This window comes from uncultured Paraglaciecola sp., assembly GCF_943787955.1.
GTDB lineage: Bacteria > Pseudomonadota > Gammaproteobacteria > Enterobacterales > Alteromonadaceae > Paraglaciecola.
In genome coordinates this window covers 44,027-68,980 of record NZ_CALSOK010000002.1, presented here as the reverse complement: position 1 = coordinate 68,980, position 24,954 = coordinate 44,027, and the positions used below count along the sequence as shown (strand labels likewise).

15 protein-coding genes, 1 pseudogene and 1 riboswitch are annotated in these 24,954 nt (G+C 41.5%); of the genes and pseudogenes, 7 read left to right on the top strand and 9 right to left on the bottom strand.

The features are described from left to right. From Q0Y52_RS00980 to Q0Y52_RS00960, 5 genes are all read right to left on the bottom strand, one after another. Positions 1-1,431: a TonB-dependent receptor gene (locus Q0Y52_RS00980; protein ID WP_297816835.1), complete on the bottom strand. Its 1,431-nt coding sequence runs from the start codon at positions 1,429-1,431 to the stop codon at positions 1-3. A gap of 441 nt (positions 1,432-1,872) precedes the next feature. Next, complete coding sequence (locus Q0Y52_RS00975) at positions 1,873-3,090, bottom strand: BCCT family transporter (RefSeq protein ID WP_297816833.1); 1,218 nt, start codon at positions 3,088-3,090, stop codon at positions 1,873-1,875. A 51-nt stretch (positions 3,091-3,141) separates the two neighbouring features. Further along, positions 3,142-4,821 (bottom strand): choline dehydrogenase, encoded by a 1,680-nt coding sequence (betA, locus tag Q0Y52_RS00970; protein WP_297816830.1) that lies wholly within the window; start codon positions 4,819-4,821, stop codon positions 3,142-3,144. Positions 4,822-4,830: 9 nt separating this feature from the next. After that, positions 4,831-6,309 (bottom strand): betaine-aldehyde dehydrogenase, encoded by a 1,479-nt coding sequence (gene betB / locus Q0Y52_RS00965; protein ID WP_297816827.1) that lies wholly within the window; start codon positions 6,307-6,309, stop codon positions 4,831-4,833. Positions 6,310-6,479: 170 nt separating this feature from the next. Next, entirely contained in the window at positions 6,480-8,351 is a 1,872-nt protein-coding gene (locus tag Q0Y52_RS00960; RefSeq protein WP_297816824.1) for a TonB-dependent siderophore receptor, read from the bottom strand. Positions 8,352-8,511: 160 nt separating this feature from the next. After that, positions 8,512-8,691: riboswitch (cobalamin riboswitch) on the bottom strand. Between the two features lie 746 nt (positions 8,692-9,437). Here Q0Y52_RS00960 and Q0Y52_RS00955 point away from each other — a divergent pair. From Q0Y52_RS00955 to Q0Y52_RS00935, 5 genes and pseudogenes are all read left to right on the top strand, one after another. Further along, a pseudogene (locus tag Q0Y52_RS00955) lies at positions 9,438-10,086 on the top strand (hypothetical protein); the annotation flags it as partial. A gap of 9 nt (positions 10,087-10,095) precedes the next feature. Next, positions 10,096-10,464 (top strand): hypothetical protein, encoded by a 369-nt coding sequence (locus tag Q0Y52_RS00950; RefSeq protein ID WP_297816819.1) that lies wholly within the window; start codon positions 10,096-10,098, stop codon positions 10,462-10,464. 334 nt (positions 10,465-10,798) lie between these two features. Next, on the top strand, positions 10,799-12,772 hold the full coding sequence (locus Q0Y52_RS00945; protein WP_297816817.1) for a family 16 glycosylhydrolase: 1,974 nt from the start codon (positions 10,799-10,801) through the stop codon (positions 12,770-12,772). 978 nt (positions 12,773-13,750) lie between these two features. Further along, complete coding sequence (locus tag Q0Y52_RS00940; protein ID WP_297816814.1) at positions 13,751-16,600, top strand: putative Ig domain-containing protein; 2,850 nt, start codon at positions 13,751-13,753, stop codon at positions 16,598-16,600. Between the two features lie 283 nt (positions 16,601-16,883). After that, entirely contained in the window at positions 16,884-17,066 is a 183-nt protein-coding gene (locus tag Q0Y52_RS00935; RefSeq protein WP_297816811.1) for a hypothetical protein, read from the top strand. A 254-nt stretch (positions 17,067-17,320) separates the two neighbouring features. Here Q0Y52_RS00935 and Q0Y52_RS00930 read toward each other — a convergent pair whose 3' ends face one another. Further along, on the bottom strand, positions 17,321-19,546 hold the full coding sequence (locus tag Q0Y52_RS00930) for an alpha-ketoacid dehydrogenase subunit alpha/beta (RefSeq protein WP_297816809.1): 2,226 nt from the start codon (positions 19,544-19,546) through the stop codon (positions 17,321-17,323). Between the two features lie 165 nt (positions 19,547-19,711). On the opposite strand from Q0Y52_RS00930, the gene Q0Y52_RS00925 reads away from it, so the two are divergent. Next, positions 19,712-20,536: a LysR family transcriptional regulator gene (locus tag Q0Y52_RS00925; RefSeq protein ID WP_297816806.1), complete on the top strand. Its 825-nt coding sequence runs from the start codon at positions 19,712-19,714 to the stop codon at positions 20,534-20,536. A gap of 288 nt (positions 20,537-20,824) precedes the next feature. After that, positions 20,825-21,295, top strand: a complete 471-nt coding sequence (locus Q0Y52_RS00920; protein WP_297816803.1) for a BLUF domain-containing protein — start codon at positions 20,825-20,827, stop codon at positions 21,293-21,295. Positions 21,296-21,887: 592 nt separating this feature from the next. Here the strand turns inward: Q0Y52_RS00920 and Q0Y52_RS00915 are convergent. Genes Q0Y52_RS00915 through Q0Y52_RS00905 form a run of 3 tightly spaced genes read right to left on the bottom strand, consistent with a single transcriptional unit; the run spans position 21,888 to position 24,953 of the window. Then, positions 21,888-22,772, bottom strand: a complete 885-nt coding sequence (locus Q0Y52_RS00915) for a cobalamin-binding protein (protein WP_297816800.1) — start codon at positions 22,770-22,772, stop codon at positions 21,888-21,890. Next, on the bottom strand, positions 22,769-23,371 hold the full coding sequence (gene cobO / locus Q0Y52_RS00910) for a cob(I)yrinic acid a,c-diamide adenosyltransferase (protein ID WP_297816798.1): 603 nt from the start codon (positions 23,369-23,371) through the stop codon (positions 22,769-22,771). The genes Q0Y52_RS00915 and cobO overlap by 4 nt, the downstream gene beginning before the upstream one ends. Positions 23,372-23,375: 4 nt before the next feature. Further along, on the bottom strand, positions 23,376-24,953 hold the full coding sequence (locus Q0Y52_RS00905; protein WP_297816795.1) for a cobyric acid synthase: 1,578 nt from the start codon (positions 24,951-24,953) through the stop codon (positions 23,376-23,378). Position 24,954 lies beyond the last annotated feature (1 nt).

Sequence of the window (24,954 nt, the reverse complement as noted above, 5' to 3'; positions counted from 1 at the left end):
CTAACCACGATAACCAAAGAATTCATTATTTATAATTTCTTGTGCTACACCTTCAGGTAAATCTCTTTTCCAATCACCTTTACCACTTGAAATTTGTTGTAGGATGTTACGGGAATAGATATTCAATAATGCTGGATCACTGCATTCGATACCATGTAAAAAGCCGTTTTCTAGTAAATGACGGTACAAAAAGCGTAAATGCTCAGGCACTTTCACATCTGTAAATTCTGTTAATTGACCATCTGTATCTGTTTCTGGGTAGATAAATATACGCGTATTGTCAGGAAACAGTTTACCAAAACCTTCTAATATTCCGCCTTCTACACCTCGGTAGAATTTCTCATCGAATATCTGCTTAACATTCACCATACCCATCACTATACCTATTTGTAATTGGGTAAATTGACGGAAGTAGGCTCTGAGAGAGAAGTAACGGGTGTAATCCGAGATCATTACGTTATAACCAAGGGAATTGAGTAGTTGTACTCTTGCCACAATGTCACTTTCTGGCACTTTCGCATCGTTACCGTGGGCATCGTTAAGAGATATTTCAGCTATCGCAATCGTGTTGCTTGGGTCGACTCCGGGCAGTTCAGAAAAAGAATTTTGTCCCTGCTCAATCATGTCTACATTTAATTTGGTGACTGGGCGGAATGAGCCTCGAATAGTAAGTATATTTTTTTTGTATAACATCTCAGCTGGCACCGCCACACTGCCATCGGGTTTAAACATGATGGCACGGGTTTTCCAACTGCGGATAAGGTGGATGTTTTTAATTCTATTGTCAGCATCTTCAAAGTAAGGACCTTCAAAATCGATTGAGTCAATTTCAATGCGATCAGCTTTCATGCCATCAGTTAATGAATCAATAATTTGTTTAGGGTTTTCAAAATAATGGTAAGCGGCGTAGATAAGGTTGACGCCAAGAACACCTAATGCCTGTTGTTGCGCTTCAGCATTGTCGTCAAGCATCCTAACATGCACTGTGATGTTTGAAGGTTTTGCGCCAGGATACATCTGTACGCGCACACCGCACCATGCATGGCATTCGTTTTTACGATTAAAACTTTTTGCCGAAACTGTGGCTGCATAGGCAAAATAACGCGACGACTTAGAGCGAATGTCACCCACTCGGTCAACCACCAAGTCAAATTCTTGTTCCATCATGGCTTTAACACGTGCTTTACTGACATAGCGGCCGTCATCTTGCACACCGTATATGGCATCTGAAAATTTCATGTCATAGGCAGACATGGTTTTGGCAATGGTACCTGCCGCAGCACCTGCCAAGAAAAACTGTCGGGCGACTTCTTGCCCTGCACCAATTTCCACTATTGTGCCGTATTTCTTTTCATCAAGGTTAATGCGTAACGCTTTTTGGGTCGTTGAGCGGGAACTCACGCTCTTACGAGACTCGGTTTTTTTATCCATGATTTCTCCAAAGGAAGTGGCAAATAGTGGTACAGGGCTATTGTAGCCTTTTTTTGTCAGAGCAAAAATCTAAATTTTCATCATAGTAACGACTAATTCATTGAATAATATGATGAAAATGTTAACGAAAGGTTAATAAATAAGCGTAGAGGTAAATTAACAGAGAAATCTAGACAAGAGCATTGGATAGAGAAAACCACAGCCACAGATAAATAATATCACCATATAGGAAGTATGTTTCGCTAACATAATATAGGTTAAGCGTAAATTTGCCATCACAAGCGTCAAGTGCACAGTAAATTGCTTACTGTCTTCTATCATAGTTGAACGTATTTTTTTGTCCGTAGAACTATGCTTTTTGCAAAGGTTTACTGCATTAATATAGATAAAAAAATGTCTGTTCCCAGCGAAATCAACTTGTTATCTTTTAAGATTAATTTGTTACTTAATTCGTTTAATAGCATGAAAGTCTAAAATGTTTTGTTCTGGACTGTTCTCAATCTCGATCACCGATTTAAAGCGGGTACATACAATAAACAGTAAACAACTAAACATTAAGCCAATCACTATGGCACCTACCCACTGGATTTGTAAAAAATCTAGAGTGAACAATAAGGTTAGGCCACTTAAAACCAAAAGGTTGCCCATAAAATAGGGGACCTTACCAATACGGGTGATGGTTAAGTTTAAGTTGTCGCTGTATAGGCGTATCAAGGAGTCCAAAGAATTGATTACAAAGAGTATGCCTACGGTCACCATAAAGCCATTCAACCAGCCTGCAATACTTAACTCGTTGAGGTGATAATAATACAGACCTACAAACCATATGGCGATCGGGATAGAAGGAAATATCAACATGGCTAAAAATATTTGATAAGTGCGCAACCCACCAACAAAACGTGCGGTAAATTGACCAATCATAATGCTCCAAGCAAACCACCAATATAGATAGAATTCATGATAAGCATTAAGGGGTAAAACAAATTGCTCAATATTCGAAAAGTAGCCGCCCAATAAGGTAAAGGTGTGTAAAAACTCGCTGACATTGCCTTGGTCTGTCAACAATGCTCCTGACCAGATTAAAGCAATCAGCGCAAAGAATAACCAAGTACTAGCAAGGCTAAGTAAACGTACATAACGGATATCGGTGCTCGAATAAACGGCAGCCGCTATTACAATTAACACAATCAAAGAGAAACTGGCGGTGAGTGCGCCTTCATCAGCAAGCTGGGGAATATACCAAGGTAAATTACTTAATAATAAATAAGCGGTAAATGCACAGGTGCCGATTATGACTAAGTTATTGATAAATTTGATGATCGGGATAGAAAAAAACTGAACTTTAGGCTCAATAATGCAAAAGTAAAAGCAGGTTAAAAAATAGAAACCCCAAATCAAAAACGCCCAGTAGCCAAATTCAATCGCTAAGGGGTTAGTAAACGCATACTCTGGGCTGGTAGCAATGTCTGCGTAGCCAGCAAACTCGGTTAAGGGAAACATTATCAGCCCTACATCTAACCCAGAGGTAAACAAAATAGCAATAAAGGTATAAGTGCTTACCGGCGTTACACCGATACAACGTACATTTCCCCATTTAAATAAAATGCAGCCAATGCAAAAAAAAGTGAATAAGATGCCTGCTGATAACCAAATCGTCATAGTACAACCGAAAAAAGTACAACCGAAAAATATGTGATAGCTTAGCCCTTATTATTGTCGTTTAGGTTGGTTAGCTCGTTGTTGAACTTGCCATTGTGGATCCCCAGTTACCTTCACTTTTTCTGGAGACAGTGTTTGACCTCTTATGATGTCGGCTGCGCGCTCTGCCAACATAATGGTTGGCGCGTTTAAATTACCATTAGGAATGGTCGGAAAAATCGACGAGTCCACCACACGTAAACCGTGAATGCCATGTACTTTTGTTTCTGGGTCAACCACAGACAGGTCATCTGTACCCATCTTACATGAACAGCTTGGGTGATAGGCACTTTCGACTGATTCACGGACAAAGACATCAATCTGTGCATCACTTTGAATATGCATCCCAGGTTGAATCTCTTCTCCTCGATAGTTATCAAGAGCAGGTTGATTGATAATTTCACGCGTTAACCTAACGCAGTCTCTAAACCCTTGGATATCATCCTGATGTTGCAAATAATTGAAGCTGATTTGGGGCGCGACATCTGGTTGTGAAGATACCACCTTGATGCGCCCCCGGCTTTTTGGCTTGTTATGACCGATATGCACTTGAAAACCGTGTCCAGCGAACGCTTCTTTACCATCGTAGCGCATCGCGGCAGGCAAAAAGTGATACTGCAAGTCAGGCCATTGAACCCCCGCTTTTGAACGAATAAAGCCACAGGATTCAAAATGATTAGTGGCACCCAAACCGTCTTTGTTCAAAATCCAGCGCACTCCAATTTTGAGCTTACTCCACCAGTTTAGTTGCCCATTTAGAGTAATAGGCTGTGTGCATTTGAATTGAAAATAGAACTCCAGGTGGTCTTGCAGATTTTCACCTACGCCGTTTAGTTCATGCAGACATTCAATACCTGCTTTATCCAATACCTCTTTAGAGCCAATGCCAGAGAGTTGCAAGAGGTGCGGAGAGCCTATAGAGCCAGCACTTAAAATCACTTCTTTATTAACTTTGATGTCATGAGTCTGATTTTTATGAGCAAAACGTACCCCAATTGCTGTTTTATCTTCAAGCAGCACTTTATGTACTAGGGCATGGGTCACAACAGTTAAGTTGGGGCGCTGCATGGCAGGGCGTAAATACGCATTGGCAGTGGACGCACGGCGGCCATTTTTGACTGTCATATGCATAGGTCCAAAGCCTTCTTGTTGCTCACCGTTATAATCGTCGGTGGCAAAATACCCGGCATCTGTTCCCGCATCTATAAAGGCTTGATACAGTGGGTTTTGCATTTGATTGCCATTGTTAACGCCAAGTGGTCCTTTTTCACCACGATAATCATCAGCCCCATACGCCCACGTTTCGGCTTTTTTAAAATAAGGCAGACAATGGGAATAATCCCAATCTGTGGCCCCGCTTTGTTGCCATTCATCAAAATCCCTAGCATGACCACGCACATACACCATGCCATTGATTGACGATGAACCGCCTAACACTTTACCTCTAGGGCAATGCATTTTGCGATCATTCAAGTAGGGCTCAGGTTGAGTTTCAAACTGCCAGGCATACTTCTTACTGTTCATGGGGATAGATAAAGCGGTGGGCATTTGAATAAAAATACTTTTGTCACTGCCGCCGGTTTCTAACAACAGCACACTGCTGGATAGGTCTTCGGTTAAACGATTCGCCAGCACACAACCTGCAGAGCCTGCGCCAACAATGATGTAATCATAATCTGCTTGGATATTCATTAGCGGCCTCTAAAACGGACTATCTAGAGGTTGTAATCCGACATATATCGATTTCAACTGAGTAAATTGTTTGAGCGTAGCCAAGCCGTTTTCGCGGCCTATTCCTGACTGCTTATAACCGCCTACCGGCATTTCAACAGGAGATAAACCGTAACTGTTCACCCAACATATACCCGCTTGCATCTGATGAATGACTCGGTGTGCACGGCTAATATCTTGGGTAAATACTCCTGCAGCTAGACCCAGGTGAGTATTGTTAGCACGAGCGATCACTTCGTCTTCATCTTCAAACGTTAGCACTGCCATAACCGGACCAAATATTTCTTCGCGACAAATACTCATATCGTCTTCACAATCAGTAAATACCGTAGGCGCAACAAAATAGCCATCGGGGGCACTTCGGGGGTGCAGTGCCTTTCCTCCGCATAATAAAGTCGCACCTTGTGCTTTACCTTTTTCAATGAAGCTAAGTACAAGGTCTTGATGTTTCTTAGAGATGAGCGCTCCAAAGTTAGTGTTAGGAAGCATAGGGTCACCAGCCACAATATTGGCTTTGATACGGGTATGTAATTTTTCAATAAACACCGGATACATAATTTTCTGTACAAATACCCGAGTGGCATTAGTACAAATCTCTCCTTGAGTGTAAAAATTGCCCAGCATTGCTGCAGATACGGCATTATCAATATCTGCATCATCAAAAATAATTAAAGGTGATTTACCCCCTAGCTCCATCGTCACTTCTTTGAGTGAGCCTGATGCCGCTGCCATCACTTTTTTACCTGTGCCGACTTCGCCAGTAAATGAAACTTTAGCAATATCTGGATGATGACTTAGCCAAGCGCCCACTCTGCCATCACCTTGAATAACGTTAAACACGCCTTGAGGTACACCGGCTTGAATAAAAATTTCAGCCAACTTTAATGCACCCAGTGGCGTTTCTTCCGAAGGTTTAAAAATCATCGCGTTGCCACAGGCAAGGGCAGGGGCCGCTTTCCAGCAGGCTATTTGTAATGGGTAATTCCACGCACCTATGCCAGCGCATACGCCAAGCGGCTCAGGGCGAGTGTAATAAAAATCTGCACCTACTTGCTGTTGATTGCCTTCAATTGCAGGCGCAAGGCCTGCAAAAAATTCAATGGCATCGGCTCCAGATACGACATCTACCACGCTGGCCTCTTGCCATGGTTTACCTGTATCAGCAACCTCAATTACAGCTAACTCATCATTTCTCTCTCTTAACAGGGCAACGGCTTTTAGTAATATTCGGCTGCGCTCTATTCCTGTCATGCTGGACCAAATGCCGAAGCCTTTTTGGGCGCTATCGATAGCACGTTGTTGAATAAAGGCATCCGCCACTTCAACCTGATAAATCACCTGTCCTGTTGCAGGATTGATTACATCAAATTTTTCACCATTTTGATTGCTAAGATACTGGCCATTCACAAAATTTTGATAACAAAGTTCGTGTTGAAATGATGGAGGCATGAATAAACTCACTAGTTAAGGATACGGATAGATCATTGCGCAGGCACTATGCCTGCTCTTGAAAAGGGAATCAATGGCGGTGTTGATAGTGTTGAGCGCAAAGTTTGCAGAAGTTACCCAGCCAGGAATCTAGCTGGGCGATAGAAGTTACCAGTAGTGGTGGTATTAATCTAAAATTGGTATTTCAAACCAATATGTGGCGTTTCGCCAGCGGTATTAAAAGCGGCTAAGTCTTGATAGTTTTGATTGAATAAATTTTCGACTCTGGCAAAGACTGTCAAGCTAGCATTAACCTGATATCGGGCGCTGATATCAAAAACGTGGTAATCTTTTTGAGGTTGTGGGGAACTCGCAAAACTCGTTTCATCTACCACTAGATCAACAAAGTCCTTTACGAACCTGACATTGGCAGACAACGTTAGGTTGTGGACTTGGTAATCAAAACCGATATTAGCCACATTTTTGGGACGTCTAAGACGCTGCTCACCTGACGTATCTTTTGTTTGGTTGTAGGTGTAATTAGCATGAACACGTAAGTCGTCATTGATATTGATGTTGGCAATGAGTTCTACTCCATCAGACGTTGATCCACCTATATCCTGTAAGTAACCAGAAAACCCAGCTAAATCAAAAAAGATACTGTCTTCAATCTGCTGATCAAAATAGATGACTTCAAAACGAGAACCTTGATTTGTATTGAACTCAACAGCAATTTCGTAGCCTTTGGTGGTTTCTTCTTGTAAGGCTGTGGTCGAGGCTGGAGCGAAAGCAAAAGGTCCTTGGTTATATTCTATTTCAAACAAACTGGGTGCCCTAAACCCTGTTCCATACGCACTTCGCAATTTGAGTTCGTCATCACCCAATGCCCAAATATAAGCTGCGCTTACCCGAAAACTAGTATGTTCACCAAAGTCTTCGTTATCATCATGGCGGACTCCCGCCGTGAAATAGAGGCTCTCGATCACCTCGCCTTGGTATTCAAAGTAATAGCCTTTGCTAATGCGGCTTTGGTCAGCAGAAGTTATTTGCTCTTCTCCCCAATCCAGTCCATATACCAACTGGTGCTCTTGGTTAAGTTGGGTATGTCCTAAATATTCCACTCTTTGTAATGTGCCTTTAGTCAAAAAGTCAGAGATACCTTGATTGAAGTTTTCTCGCTCGATAAAGGTTTTAGCAAAGGCTAATTCATGTTGTGAGTTGTCATTAGAAAAATTTAGGTCAGCGCGAACGTTGCTCTGGTTAAATTCACTTTCGCAGTTATTGCTGGCACTGGCACCAAACCCACAATTATCAAATTGGCCCAGACCATGATTGTTTCTCACTACTAAGCCTAACGTTAAATCATCACTGACCTTAAAACCTAATCGTGAGTGTAAAGTGGTGTTCTCGTAACCATCTTTGTCTTGGGTGGCATCGTCTAAACGCGCATTAAACCCATTCGTTTTGTAATCGGAAGCTGCGATATAATAATCGAAGTCGTCATGAGTCGCGCCCATATTGGCTGAAAGGTTTTGTGTGTCATAGCGTCCAAATTCGCCGCTAACGTTACCTGAGAACTGTTCTGTAGGTGAACCGCTGTATATATTGATTATACCGCCAGCATCGGCACCATAAGCCAGACCTTGTGAGCCTCTGAGTATCTCGACTCGAGAGATATTGGCACTTTGTAAATGAGCGAGTTGTGGGCCAACCTGTGTACCCGTTGGGTCGGATATATCCACGCCATCTATGCGAACTAAGGTGCGATAACCTTCTTCACCTCGCACTCGCAAGGCTGTGGTTGAACCTATGCCACCACTATTAGATGCACTAATGGATGGTTGTGTTTTTAATACATCGGTCAAGTTAGCGTAGCCCCGAGCATCAATATCCTGCTGCGTAACTAGAGACACCGACGTCGCAATCTCACGTAGAGGCATGGCTACTCGGCTTGAGACAATTACCAACTTTTCCATCTCATTTTCTTCGTTTGTTTCTTGTGCATATATTGGGCACGCGAAAAGCGCTGTACTAATGGCTAGTGCCAATGATGTGTGTTTCATAAAATCCTCAATCTATTAAATATAACAACGATTGAGAGGGGGATAAAAGAGGATGCTTTACTTAAAACGTGATGAATAGATTCGATATATCACAACCAAATACCATCAATAAACGTTCACAGGGATATGCATTCTAATGAAGCCCGCCGCTCCATTCGTAAAAAAAGCTAATGTCTGAGGCCGGTGTCGGGCTTAAATGCGTATGTCACATTTTACCGTTGCGGGGGCAGCGGTGGATTCGCACATAACATACCAATAGTTAGGCTTACCACACTTCCCGTTTACCTTATCCAGATTGATGTGGTATCAACCGATAAGCACCTAGAATAGCGGCGTGCAAGATACGTTTTGTTCCCTGTAATGTCAATGGTTTAGAACGGGTGGGAGGTGATATTGTCACGTTTCATCAGTAATTTAATCAGCATTATTATGGTGCTAATTTTCAAGAATCAAACCGTTTAAGTTTTATATTCTAAAACTTGGCAGCTTATTCTTTAAGTCCAAGTACCCATAATACTCTGCTTGAGTCCAACATTGACGGGATTGCTTGGTTTTCTGAGTTGGCAGATATGATTAACCACCTTCATCGTAGGGGTAGGAATTTGAATTGTTATTCTGGATTGCCGCTATTTTTTCACTGGCTTAGGCGTTTTTTTATACTACGAGGTTAGACGTCCCAAGGGTGGCCTTAAAGAAGGGCGGCAAGGGTGTCTCTAACAAATATTAGTCTCAAAAACTGTAGCTAAAAGTAACAAGCGTTTAAGCGAAATTAGATGCTTGATTTTATGTGCCTACAAGCGTCAATTAGTGAGGTGGTACACGTTTGTGATCCTCTCATAACGGGGGCGAGAAATAACGACATTTGCCCATGATATAAAGCTTATCCCACTGGCAACATATCATGCCGCCAATCATGCGTTTGCAATAACCAACGTTACCAGTGTCGTCATGTCCATTTTGTTACAACACTTAAAATAGGGTCCTATCTGAACCCTTATCTTTATTGAATAATATGCTTTTGAGTATAAAAAATGAGCGCTTGGTAAAATGTAAGCTAATATCTATACCCTGTAATAGGGATTTAACATGAAAACATTTAACCGAAATCAAATCATGCTGGCGCTGAGTTATATGGCCTATTATGGCTTTACAATGGATGAATCTGAACGCCGTAACGCCGAGACAATCCAGCAATTTTTTAACGAGGCTTTGGATAACTGGTCACCCCTTAATGGCCAATGGCAACTTGCCTGGGGCCCTGCAGTTTTCTCGCTGCCAGGGACAAAATATGATGATGCCTTAATGTATGTAGTGCAGAACACCCTTGATCCAAGTCAATACGTTATCGCCATCCGCGGAACTAATCCCATTTCTATCCCAAACTGGATCATCTGGGATTTTCAGGCCAAGGAGTTAAAGGCTTGGCCCTACGGGAACCCACACCCACTCAAAATGCCGATGCTGTCCGAAAGAGCGGCCTTTGGTTTGATAATATTACAGGGATTGCGGCCCGAAGAAGGAATGCCCGGTTATAAACACACTATATTGGAGTTTTTTAAACAAGCACTACAAAATAATAACAATTTATCAATTTGTACTACTGGGCATAGTCTTGGAGGGGCTCTTGCACCAGTATTAGCGTTATGGTTGAAAGATATTGGGTGGAGATGTACAAATTTCCTGCGTTGCTTTCGCTGGGCCAACACCAGGAAACAATGCTTTCGCAGAGTATTTTAATCAGCGAATGGGCGGCGACTTTACGCGTATTGCTAATTCACTTGATATAGTTCCTTGTGCTTGGGAAACCGACTCACTGCGAGAAGCATTTACCTTATATTTTCCGCCACTTCTACCCACTCCTCCTTTAACAATTTTGTTAAAACACTTGTTGAATAAAAGTAAACATAAGGACTACCTGCAAATCGGAACTGACCCCCTGATCCTCGGTGGTAAAGTCAAACTATTGGCCTTACCTTTTTTAGTGCAGGCGATTTATCAACACGTGCAAGCGTATGCGCAGTTGATGGATATGCAGGATGATATTCCCATTGAGGAATTATTGCCCTTCTCCGACAAACTAAAAGAAGTCCTAGGGCATTTGATCTATCTGTAATGGGATAGCTATTATCAGAAATAACATGAAACTTGGCTATCATTAGCGCACTCAAAAAATTCTAATACTCTGATGCGTTGGTCCTAAATACAGTAAACTGTCGACAATTTACAACCACCCCCCCCAATGCTTTAGCAACTCAATAAGAGGATAATCAAAAAAGTGAGTTAAAAACATTTAAACTTTCAACCAGTCCTTTTCAACGTTTAGGATTGTTGTATTTTATCTTAATCGTTTATTGTGAGCGGATATTTTTGTATGTGAATTTTGCTGTTTCTTGCCGGGAGCTAAAAGTAAATTTATTCGGTTAATGGGCACATTTAAGGTTGATGAAATGAAAAGTATGTCTAAAAAGTGTTTAAAGAGCGGCATTGTTGTTGCCATTCTTAGTCTTTCTAACATTTCCATAAGTTTAGCTGGTTGGGAAGTGACTTGGATAGACCGATTTGATGAAACTGGTGTTAACTGGAATAATTGGACCCCACAAATTCAAGCAAACTATAATAATGAAGTGCAGTGTTATACCGATGATGATAACTCGGCACAACGAAACTACGAGGTATCTGACGGCACCTTAAAAATTATTGCTCGCAAACAAAATATCAGTTGTCCTGGTTTAGGTGGTGAAAACAAGTCTTGGACCTCGGGTCGCTTGAACAGTAAAGACAAAGCTGAATTTTTATATGGCCGTATTGAAGCGCGGATCCGATTTTCAGAGTTAAAAGGTGGCAGTTGGCCAGCCTTTTGGATGCTTGAAAATAGGATTGCCGAAAACCCTTTCAAAGGAGATAACGATACCATTAATTGGCCTAACCCTGGAGCAGGTGAAATAGATGTCTGGGAATGGTTTAGCAACGATGGTGACCGCTATATCACCAACTTTTTTAATACGGGTAACTGTGGCTCCGATGTCAGGGTGAGTTATCCGGGAGGAGCACCAGACGTATTAGCCTTTCACACCTATGCGATTGAATGGACAGCCGATAATATTAAGTTCTTTTTTAATAATGCTGTGGTAGTAGAGCAAGACTTATCCAATTGTGCACAATATGAAGAACCCATGTTTATTTTACTTAATGTTGCTATGGGTGGAAATTTAGGTGGGACGATTGACCCCCAATTAAATAGTGCAACTATGGAAGTTGACTATGTTGCCCACTGTGTAAAGTCAGATTTAAATGAGTTTCAACAATGTAATGAAAGCACCCCTCTGATTCCTGATGAGGATAATGACGGTGTCAGCACTGAGTTGGATCAATGTCCCAACACACCAGAAGGCACAGTGGTTGACCAAAATGGTTGTGAACTTGTCACTGAGCCTCCAGTCGTTGCCCCTGAACCTCAAGCTATGGCCCAGCAAGTGATTTCCCTTTTCAGTGACAGTTACAGCAACATAGCGAATATTGATTACAATCCTAATTGGCAGCAAGCAACCCAGGTCACGCAAATAGAGATCGCGGGCAACAATATACTCAAATACGCAGGGCTAAATTATCAGGGCACAGACTTTGGTGACAATAAACAAGACGTGAGTAACATGGACTATGTTCATCTAGACTATTGGACTTATAACGCCTCACAGCTTAAGTTTTATTTAGTCAGCCCTGGTCCACGGGAAACCCCTTATGTCATTGATGTAGTGAAACAAGATTGGCAAAGTCTGGTCATTCCGCTGAGTATTTTTTCAGATGTAGATTTATCCAACATATTTCAATTAAAGGTGGAAGGTAATGGTACGGTTTACTTAGATAATATTTATTTCAGTGCAGACTCTGAAATAGCCCCTGATGGGGATATGGATGGTATACAGGACAATGATGATCAGTGTGCTAATACGCCAGCAGGTATTGCGGTAGACAATACAGGCTGCGCCCTAGAGGTGAATATCGCACCTACTGTAAGTTTAATTACCACACAGGGTGGGGTAACTATCTCAAGCGTTAACACAAGTGCTGGCCGTGTCACTATTGAAGCCAATATTGTTGATGCAAATCAAGGTGATGAGCATACTTATGTCTGGACTGTATCTGGGATTGCAGCATTTGAAAATAACGAGAATGCCATCAGCTTTGATGCATTAGGTTTAACAAGTGCACAAATTTCGATTAGGGTAGAAGTATCTGACAATGCACAACCATCACTGGGTGATGAGACATCCATAACACTTTTAGTCGTGACACCTTCTTCTCAAGTAATGCCTGATAGTCAGGGTAATGATGGGGGGGGCGGCAGTATCAATTTATTTTTGTTATTTGGCTTAAGTTTGTTGCACGCAACAAGACTTATATCTAAAAGAATTAGAGCCTGAGCCATAATGGAACGGCTACATGTTGGTAACATCATTCAGGGATCACAGTATCAGTCAATTATTTAATCAAAATCCCCTAATGCCTCTTATTTGCTGACACATCAAACTTATTTCGTTCAGTATGCGGTTAGTCAGCGAGTGAGCCTGATTAGTGGGAGTGCATGATAAACTCATCTTTTATCGCCGATACATTTGACATTGTTACCATTCAAGTTCATTTGACGGATTTTCAATATCAAAATCGATATTTATTTTACTCCAACGTGGAGTGAAACGATAATGCCCCTTTCATCTCTACCACGGTTCTATAAGGGCCGTTACGTAGTTGCTTAAAGTCAAAAACTGTTTTAAAGCGGACAAATAATGATACCGATATATTATCGGATTATTTCGCTAATCATCTGCAAATTATAGGTGAAATCAATTTTAGTCTTAGGGCACGTTTGCCATAATTGTCATTCGAGGTTTCTGAATTTTTACTGCACCTGTCAACTTTGCAACCGTTCGCGTGTCCTGATTTCATCGCTTGCTACGATCCAAAAGTAACATTTCATCATCTTTGCACCTAAGCGCTCACGTAGAATAATTGTCAGTATTACTTAATCATTTTAGTGTTTATTAAAGAGGTAAAAAAAACATTAGATTAACATGGCTGTGATGTCTATCACGCTACTGATCGATAAAACAAAAAATCACCTTTAAATTCTCTTCATTAAATGCTGGTTAAAAGGCTAAATTTTTACTTGTGTATCCGCTTCGTCTCCCCATGCAACCATCTAAACGTTTAAGTGTTGTGAGTCCAACAGATATGTATACATTCTTTGTTAAAATTTTGTAAATGCTTTGATTCAGGCGAGTAAATAGATAATATACGTTAAAGGTATTTTCTTAGTTTTAGTTTAAAAAATTTATTGCGCTATCTACAGTAAATTGTGAACACGGTTTTTGGGAATACTCCCATTTTTTAAAGGAAAAGTTATGAAGTTTAAATTTAATACTTACCTACTTACAAGGTTATTGATAATAGGCGGTTTAGTTTCAACTCTAGCCGCTTGTGGCAGTGACAATGATGAGCCGATTATTACTCCAACTCCTCCTGTGGCTAACACTGCACCGAGCATCACTTCAACCAGTGTTGATAATGTAGAAGAAGGCAGTGCCTATTCTTACACATTTACTGCGACTGATGCTGAAGGTGATGCACTAACTTACAGTGCTACCACCTTACCCACATGGTTGGCATTTGATGCTGCAACAGGTGCCTTAACCGGCACACCAACTACAGCAGATGTTGGAGACTACACGGTTACCCTAGAAGTAACTGACAGTCAATTAAGTGATAGTGAAACATTCACAATTACTGTTAGCGCTTTGCCTGTCGTTAATACGCCGCCCACTATTACCAGTGACGCTGTCGTAACAGGTACCGTTGGTGTTGCTTATTCCTATATGCTGACGGCGACAGACGTTGACAATGATGACACCTTAGATTTGTCTTCGGTTACCTTACCAACGTGGGGAGACTTTGATGCATCAACTGGTATTCTATCTGGAATACCTGATATGGCAGATAGCTATGACGTTGAATTAATGGTTAGTGACGGTACTGATGCAGTTAGTCAAACTTTTACCATTGTAATTTCTGCGGCCGCGCCCGATGCTCCTTCAGTTGAATTGGTTATTTTTGAAAATATGGCACTCGCTAAATGGGCGCTATGGGATTGTTGTGCAGGCTCAACACCTTCAGTAGAAACCGATGATGTTGATCACGATCAGGTTGCCGAATTTGATGTGTTAGGTGCTGCAGAAACTGTTCAAGGCTTTACTGCTAGAGATGCTGATGGTGCCATAGGCGGTACTCCTTTTGATGCGTCTGCATTTTCAAGCACTGGCACACTCAGTTTTGAGATGAAAGTTGTTACTGCTCCAGCAGTCGGTACGCCATGGATCTTAAAATTAGAATCTGTAGGTGCTGCCACTAATACTGGAGATCTTAATCTAAATAGCAGCAACGAAGGCGCAGAGCCGGTTGTTGGTCAATGGCAAACTTATACCTTTAATTTATCTGCTTTAGCGGCTGCAGGTTTAGATCTTAGTGCTATTGATGTAGTCATGATATTCCCAGCTTGGGGACAAGGCGCAGGCGCGGTTTACCGTGTTGATAATGTCATGGTGTTAAACGCTGCAGGTATGCCAGATCCGGATCCAGAACCAGCAGCCGTAGTACTTAGCGTATTTGAAAATATGGCACTAGCTGAATGGGCGCTGTGGGATTGTTGTGCAGGCTCAACACCTTCAGTAGAAACTGATGATGACGATCATGATCAAGTTGCCGAATTTGATGTGTTAGGTGCAGCAGAAACAGTTCAAGGCTTTACTGCTAGAGATGCTGATGGTGCTGTAGGTGGTACACCTTTTAATGCCTCTGCATATGCAAGCACTGGCACACTCAGTTTTGAAATGAAAGTTGTTACTGCTCCAGCAGCCGGTACGCCATGGATCTTAAAATTAGAATCTGTAGGTGCTGCCACTGATACTGGAGATCTTAATCTAAATAGCAGCAACGAAGGCGCAGAGCCGGTTGTTGGCCAATGGCAGACTTATACCTTTAGTTTATCTGCTTTAGCGGCTGCAGGCTTAGACCTAAGCGCTATTGATGTAATTATGGTATTCCCAGCATGGGGACAGGGCGCAGGCGCGGTTTACCGTGTTGATAATGTCATGATAGTAAACGCTGCAGGTATGCCAGATCCGGATCCAGAGCCTAATCCAGTTCCAACTAATAAAGTACTTACAGTTTTTGAAAACATGGCGCTAGGTGAATGGGCATTGTGGGATTGTTGTGCAGGCTCAACGCCTTCAGTGGAAACTGATGATGTTGATCATGATCAAGTTGCCGAATTTGATGTGTTAGGTGCAGCTGAAACTGTCCAAGGCTTTACCGCACGTGAAGCCGACGGTGCCATAGGCGGTACTCCTTTTGATGCGTCTGCATTTTCAAGCACTGGCACACTCAGTTTTGAGATGAAAGTTGTTACTGCTCCAGCAGCCGGTACGCCATGGATCTTAAAATTAGAATCTGTAGGTGCTGCCACTAATACTGGAGATCTTAATCTAAATAGCAGCAACGAAGGCGCAGAGCCGGTTGTTGGTCAATGGCAAACTTATACCTTTAATTTATCTGCTTTAGCGGCTGCAGGTTTAGATCTTAGTGCTATTGATTTAGTTATGATATTCCCAGCTTGGGGACAAGGCGCAGGCGCAGTATATCGTGTCGATAATTTATACGTATACTCTGACGGCGCTGGTGCGGGCAATAACGAAGCGGGCGGTAATCCTGTAGTTGGCATTACTGATATCGGTAATTACGGTTTTGTTAGTAACGGTGGTTTTGAGAGTGGTGATCTTGATAGTTGGCTTGCCGAAGGTGCTGGCGATATTTCTGCCATGCAGGATGACATGGATACCTGGTTAGCAAAAATAGTGGCAGCAGAAGCTCAAAATCCATCTATCAAGCAATCAAAAATTGGTGAAGGTGTTATCACTAATGGACAAGCGTTAACCGTTTCATTTGATATGAAGGGTACCGCGGGACCTGGCGGTGTAGTGAATGCATTACTTTTCACTGAAGCATCAACAGGTGTCAGTAAAACAGATAACCTTATGACTGTCGTTCCTACTGAGGAATGGCAAAATTATAGTTTTGACGTTACCGCCGGTGACAACACAGAATGGGGGGTAACGTTATTACTACAACCTGCTTGTGGCGCGGTTGAAGGTTGTCAAGTAACAGCTTATTTTGACAATGTCAGTATTACTACTCAGTAATTATGTAATGGTACCTAAGCTTACTGTGTAATTAATCTGACTTTAAAAAGGGTTTACAATGTACATTGTAAGCCCTTTTTTGTAGCCGAATTGATGGTATGTCTTGGACCAAAGTTATTGTAAATAAATAATTAATGGAAGGCGGAGACGTTGATTTTTCGTTGACAGAGATAGGAGTGTTTTTAAGAGCAGGCTCTAATTCGTATATCGAATTTTATACCATTGATGGTGGCAAGTTGTAAATTCTACAAGCGCTGGTGCTGGTGCACCCATTAATATTGAATTGAAAGACCGAGACGCTGAATCATCGGCAGTGTTAAGTGAAGGGCTAAAAACTCAATTAGCTAATTATGTGGCCGTATCAGATATAGAAGACTCTTTGTCTGATGGTAAAGAAAAATTACAACTAGAACCTATGCCAGAAGCGCGATTACTAGGGGTAGATTTGAACCAGGTGGCTTGGTAAGTCAGGCAAGCTGTTTTTGGTATTTTGTTCGCTACCTTCATTACGTTGTTTGTTGTGCCATTAAACTACTTGATACTAGAGAATATAAAGGGTTATTTCAGTCGTTATTTTCGGTATATGAAATCATTACGTCCAAGTAAATCTAAGTATGGGCAGACAACAGGTAATATTCTGGTTTGTTCACTTTAAATTAGCTTTAGCCAGCTCTTAGCCAGAACCTTGCCAGACTTTAGCCATCTTATTAATGTAGTCGATTATTGAAGGTTTTTACCGATCATTCGTTTGGCTTGTTCAACAATCAGCTCGCATGAGGGTAACACTTCGAAACTGGCTAAACCAAGTGGGATAAAACTATCATGGGCAGTCAGTCGTTCAATTTTTCGACTGGAATGATCTATATCATGTTCAATTAATAAGGTGATTAACGCTTCGCTAATGGATCCCGTTTTACGACACTCATCTACTATCAGCACATTCTTTATATCGCCAATAACCGTAATAATGGCCGTTTCATCCAGTGGGGCAAGCCAACGTAAATCAATGACAGTGCAATGAATCCCTGACTCAGCGAGTCGTTTTTCAGCTTGGCGACTCAAATAATAACCGTTGCCATAACTGATAATACACACATCCTGACCGGTGCCAAAACACCCTAGTTGCCCTGTTTTAATGGGGTGTGCATCACTGGGTTGCACATAATCAAAGGTCCAAAGTGCATCACCTTCTTGATGTAGATCTTTTTTCATATACAGCGCGATAGGCTCAATAAAAATAACCACTCGTTGCTCTTCTTGAGCCAACCTGACGGATTCTCTGAGCATGTCGACTGCATCGGCGCCGTTTGAAGGACTCGCAATGATTAATCCAGGAATATCACGAAATACCGCGAAGGAATTGTCGTTGTGAAAATGCCCACCAAATCCACGCTGGTAAGCTAAGCCTGCGACTCTTATCACCATCGGATTACTGAATTGCCCATTAGAAAAGAAGGGCAGGGTGGCCGCCTCACCGCGTATTTGGTCTTCGGCATTATGCACGTAAGCTAAAAACTGAATTTCTGGCATCGGTAAAAACCCATTGTGAGCTAAACCTATTGCCATGCCCAAAATCGACTGTTCGTCGAGTAAGGTATTGATGATCCTTTGCGGCCCAAATGTATCTGCTAGTTTACTGGTGACGTTATATACACCGCCTTTTTTGCCAATATCTTCACCACACATCACAATATTTTGCTGCTGTGCCATTAAATCGAACATGGTCCAATTTAACAATTTAGCGAGGTGTTGTTTCTTAGGGAGATTGTGTTTTTCATGACTGAATAATTCGCAGCGTTGGGTATTCGATACGTTACTGAGATAAGCCTTATCTAACTTAGGGGGGATAATACTGTGTTTGATTTTCTCAGCACAGGTGAGTTTGGGGTGAGTGATCACTTGTTGACTGATGTCTGCCACAGACTTTTCTACGGTTTGATATAAATCAATAATTTGCTGGCCATCTAGGCAGTTGTGTTTCAACAATAACGCGGCACTAAACAACAAGGGATCATGGGCTTCAGTATCTTCAATATATTCGTTACTGCGATAAGTAAATTCTGAGTCTGAACCAGCATGTCCCAGTAAACGCACGGTTCTCATATGTAAAAAAACTGGCTTACGTTGTTTTCGGGCAATCTCTACCGCTTGTTGAGTTTTGTGGAAGGTGTCGAGTAGATCTAATCCGTCACACTGAATATAATGCAGCCCCGCTCTATGTTCAAAATTTGCCTGCACCCAACCTTTAGGTGTAGCGGTAGAGATACCAATGCCATTATCTTCACATATAAATACGATAGGGATAGGCACTGACTGATACGCAGCCCAAGCCGCAGCGTTAATGGCACCTTGTGCTGTGGAGTGATTAGACGAGGCATCACCAAAATTACACACTACAACGCCGTCTTTTTCCAAGACATTATCTACCGCTACCTTCCGCGACAGGCTAATGCTGAAAGCCGTACCTACGGCTTTAGGTAAGTGTGATGCAATGGTGCTGGTTTGTGGTGGAATAAACAGACTCTTACTGCCTAATACTTTGTGCCGGCCCCCAGAAATGGGATCATCCGAGGACGCAGCAAAACTCAGTAACATATCGTACACAGGTGTTTGCCCTGGCACTTGTTTAGATCTCTGAATGACAAAAGCCGCGCTTCTGTAATGCAAAAAAGCCATATCATTAGGCCGAAAAGCTAATGCACAAGCCGCGTTACCTTCATGGCCTGCACTACCAATAGTATAAAAACTTTGCCCTTTTTTTTGCATCACCCGTGACTGAAAGTCCAGATGACGACTCATCACTTGTGATTCAAATAAGTCTATTAATTGTGTATGTGACAAACCCACTTCAGCTGGCGTAAATGAAGCACTAACAACAGGTAACGAATCAGACTCTATGGCCTCAATAATCTGTTGTTTAACCTTAATATTACGATCTTGCATCATGCTGTAACTCCTTAAATATACGTCTAAGAAAATACCAGTAAGCCAGACTTTGCTCAGCCTAGGTTAAGAGTTTTCAAATCATAAGGATTATTTAGCTAAAGGAATAATATTAATAATCTTTATTTGTTATAGTTTTTACCTATATTAAATATAAGAGCAACCAACGTGGATTTACGTACGTTAGAATATTTTGTGACTATCTACGAAAGTGGAAGCTTAAGCGCAGCGTCAAAAAAGAAATTTATCGCCCAACCATCCATATCAGCCTCGTTGAAACATTTAGAACACAGTTTATCAACCCACTTATTTGTTCGCCATGCTAGAGGCGTTCAGGCTACCCATGCAGGTCAACAGCTTTATCCTTTAGCCAAGCAATTATTAGAGCAAGCAGCGGTTATTCGAAATGTTTTTAACACAGACACCACAAAAACACCTTTTAGGTTAGGGTTGATAAAAGGTTTAGGCGTGGCACGAATGAGCGATTTGTTAGGTCGCTTTACCCGTTCAGTTGACGCCTTAGAGCTCACATTAGTTTCTCAGGGTGAACCATGCCAAGCACGGATCATTAACCGTGACTTACAACTAAACAACGAACAGTTTGTGCCTATGTGGCAGGAGGAATATCAATTAGCTATTCCACTGGGTCATGGGTTAAGTTTATTCGACAGCGTTAATATTATGGATTTGCAGGATGTTGCTTTTGTACAACGAAGCCCTTGTGAAGGTTGGACTTATTTAACAAAAGCACTGAATGATGCAAATGTTAGAGTAGACATTAGAGCAAAAATTCAAACCATCGAGTACGCTTTAGGTCTTGTGAAAGCCGGTTTAGGCTGTGCTTTTATTCCGGTATCTGAGGTTATTGTCAAAGACAAACATATTGCCTTTAAATCGATAAGAGACTTGTCTATTTCAAGAGAGATTGGTCTAGGTTATACCCATGTGTCTGATACGATTAGAGTGTTGCAAGCCTTAGTCAGTCATCATTGAGAGTAGTTATTTTTCATGAATAATTTCAACTTTCCGAAATTTTTAGTTTATTGATACGGATCGTAGCAAACATACAAGTCCTAGTTTTGTGCTGCATCGCTTATATTTATCCGCAATTATCACTCTGACGTTAAAAATTAAGATCCCAAAATAAATTAATATTTACTCGTTTTATACCAGTAACCGGATAATTGAAATCATGTAAAATAAATGTTAAATCTCAAAAAAATCATTTATTTTGAAATTATCGTTTTTTGTTTTTATTGAATACATATTTGTTGTATATGAATGAGTCTGGGCAAAACCCTGTTGTATGCCACCATTAAATTTCAGGAGTATCTGTCCATGTTTTACCTGCTGTATGTGAGTTCTGCCGTTAAGCTAATGGATAATGATGAACTTTTGAAACTTCATAAGCTGAGTCAAAAAAATAACGAAAAATCTGAAATAACTGGAATGCTATTGTATCAAGAAGGAAATTTCATGCAGATTATTGAAGGTAAGAAAGAACATGTTCTTGAATTGTATGACAAAGTAGCGATGGATAAGCGTCACAAAGATATTTATAAGATAATGAGTGGCCCAATAAATAAACGAAACTTTAACGACTGGTCAATGGGTTTCTGTAATATGAATGAAACAGGGTACTACTCAAACTATGAAGCGTTTATCCAAGAAAATATTAGGCTAAGAACATTTGAATACGATTCGCAGTCAGCTTATAATTTTATCGTTAAATTTAATGAGACAAATCGATAGGGTGACAGTAAAGACGACTACCACATAATAGTGGATGCTTTATTTCAGCTTTATCAACTTCACATTGGCTACTTTTAAACCTGCCCCTAACTATTTTAGCTCCCCATATTCCGCAAATTCAACGTTGATTAATCAAGATTCAAAAGTTTAATGTCTAATGGCTATGTCATCATCAAAGGGCTGTTCACTCAATCACCCAATCACCCAGATTCAATCTATCTTCATTTAGTTTTTTTAGGCTTTTCTTGGCTTTTCTTTGAGGTTGGCTATAATTCATTCAATTGATTGTGCTGATTAATTATTTTTATTTATAGCAAATACCTCGTTAAATAACGGATTAAAGCGGGTGAATTATGGACAGATACTCAGAACATGTTTTACCAGATAAGGCCATACAAACTGTTTGTGTTGGCGGTGTATTTATCATAGATAAACGTGTGGGTTATGATAGAAGATACAAGATGTTTAAATGTCCAAAAGAATATGATCGTAGACTCTATTACTGGGCCAAAAATTTTAAGCGCCGGCGTCAGTCTATTGATATTGTTGTTTAAATATAAAACCAATCACTTATGGTGGTCGGCTTTATATTCTATTTTTGAGCTTGATAAAATTGCCGTGCCGCATCAATCTGTTCACATAGGATAACCATTTCATCTAGCATACGCGTGGTCATACGATGGGTTTTGTCAGCATTGGGATGAAAAATAAAATTGTTTTTTACCGCTGGAATATGTGGCCATTGAGACCAACTTAGCCCATCAGGGCTATCGGCACTATGCTGAGCTGGCTGGATTATAATTTGGGGTAAGCTAACTAATGCTTGTTCTAGACCAATAGACGGGTAATCGTCTTGAGCATTAGCAAATGGGTTGCTGGCTCCGCAAAGCTCGATTTGTTGTTGTGGCCATGCTTTGTTTGCCACCGTGCGCAAGGGCCGTGACCATAATTCATAAAACACACTGACTTTGCTTTTGTTGCTGTAGGTGTTTCTTAATGTTTGAAGCTTTTTCGTATATTCTGCGGCTATAGTATTAGCCTCTGCCTCTCGACCTGTAATCTTACCCAGCATGATTAATTCGTTCGCCACATCTTCTAAGGTTTGTGGGTCAGAGTAAATCACCTTGAGTTGATATTTTTCGAGTCGGGCTAAATCATCCATTGGGTTACCCGTTTTCCAAGCAATGATCAGGTCAGGTTTAAGTTGAATGATTTTTTCAATTTGTAAACGTGCATAATTACCTACTCGTAAAATATCTTCAGCGGCATTTGGGTAGTCAGCATGGGCGGTGGTGCCGATGATTTGGTGTCCCGCGCCTATGGCATATAAAGACTCCACTATATGCGGAGCAAGAGCAATAATCCGTTTTTTTTGTGGTGAGTCATCACTAGCACCACTGGCCTCGGAATAATTGGTATGTACACCAATCAAAACCAATAATATTACACTTAAATAACGGCTTGCTGTCAGACTCACCAATCAATGCCTTGTTGTGCTTTGATACCATTGTCGAAAGCATGTTTGACGGGTCTGACTTCGCTGACTGTATCAGCCATTTCGATGATAGAGCGATGACAAGCACGGCCGGTGACCACAACGTGTTGATCTTTTGGTCTGGCGGTTAACGCAGCCAGTACTTCATCTAAATCAATGTATTTGTAAGTGATCATGTAGGTGATTTCATCTAAAAGCACCACATCAATAGCGGGGTCTTGCAGTAATTTTTTGCTGTGTTCCCAAGCAGCTTGTGCTGCTATTTTATCGGTGTCTTTGTCTTGGGTCTCCCAAGTAAAACCGGTACCCATTACATGAAATTCTACACCATTTTTTTCTAATAAATTACGTTCACCACACTCCCAGCCACCTTTGACATACTGCACGACTGACGCTTTTAATCCGTGTCCAACTGCTCGGGCAACGGTACCAAAACCTGAGGTGGATTTGCCTTTGCCGTTACCGGTTAACACCAGCAGTAACCCTTTATCTTCTTGAGCCGCTGCGATACGTTCATCTACCTTGGCTTTTTGTTCTTGCATACGCGCCTTGTGGCGGTCGTTATCTTTTTCATCAGTCATGGTTTTACTCTTTGTTTGTTTGTTTGTTTGTATGTATGTATGTTTGTTCAGTGATAAATGTGTGTATTTTTTGCCAGTCTAAATGTGTCATACAGGCATCGGCTAGACGGTCTAATTCATATTCTTGATGGCTAACATAGCTGTCGACTTCGTCTGTATTTACTCCGGCCCAAGCGATAATCTGCTGCAACGCTTCAGGTGAGTCGAACATGCCGTGTAAATAACTGCCTGCCACTTGGTTATCTGCGCTGACACAGCCCTCAAGTTGCCCTTTTTCTAATTGCTTGTCGTCTAATTGTCCTTTGCCTAGTTGCCCATCATCTAATAGTGCAAAAGCGTTAAAACCAGTTTCTCGTTCAGTGTGTCCAACATGTATTTGATAGCCTGAGATTAACACTTCGATATCATTATTGTGAACGTCTGCTTGTAATATTAATCTACCCTTGCTGAGAGTCAGCTGTTTTTCAATCTGCAGTGTGGTGCTTATAGGCAAGTATCCCAGTCCATTAGACGAGCCCATTGTACCTTCAATGCCTGTTGGGTCGTGGATGGTTTGCCCCAACATTTGATAACCGCCACAAATTCCTAATACTTTGCCACCGTAACGCAAGTGTTTGGCAATATCCTTGTCCCAGCTAAGTTTGCGAAGCAATTCTATATCTGCTCTGACATGTTTACTGCCAGGTAAAATAATAAGATCAGCTGCGGGTATATTTTGGCCTTGGCGCACAAAGGTCAGTTCAATTTGAGGGTGAGTCCGCAACATATCAAAGTCGGTATGATTGCTGATCCGTGAGAAAACAGGTACCGCAATACGCAAACGTATATCGTCTTGGTCAATCGTTTGGTTGGCTTGAATGGCGTCTTCTTCAGCCAATTGTAAGTCCATTAAATAGGGCAAGACCCCTAAAACCGGTTTATGGGTGCGTTGTTCTAACCAGTCTAAACCACTTTGTAATAACGCAATATCACCACGAAATTTATTGATCACAAAACCTACCACGCGGTTTTGTTCACTTGGGGAAAGTAAGTCTAAGGTGCCAACTAAATGAGCAAACACACCGCCTTTGTCAATATCTGCCACGATGATCACAGGACAATCAACCGCTTCGGCAAACCCCATATTAGCAATGTCGCCCTCGCGTAAGTTGATTTCCGCTGGGCTACCCGCTCCTTCAACCATAACGACCTGATACTGCTTAGATAAACGCAGGTGGGAGTCTAGCACCGCTTGCATCGCTATTTTTTTGTAATCATGATAAGCCTGAGCCTGCATATTACTGATGGCTTTACCGTGAATAATCACCTGAGCACCGGTATCGCTGCTTGGCTTCAGTAATATTGGGTTCATGTCTACATGAGGCGCTACACCTGCAGCTTGTGCTTGTAACGCTTGGGCACGACCTATTTCACCTCCGTCGGCGGTCACCGCACTATTTAATGCCATATTTTGTGGTTTAAATGGCGCGACTTGATACCCCAAACGTTTTAAACAACGACAAAACCCAGCCACCAACACACTTTTACCTGCATCGGATGTTGTGCCTTGTATCATTAAAGTGGCGGCTTGGGTGTTGGTCATT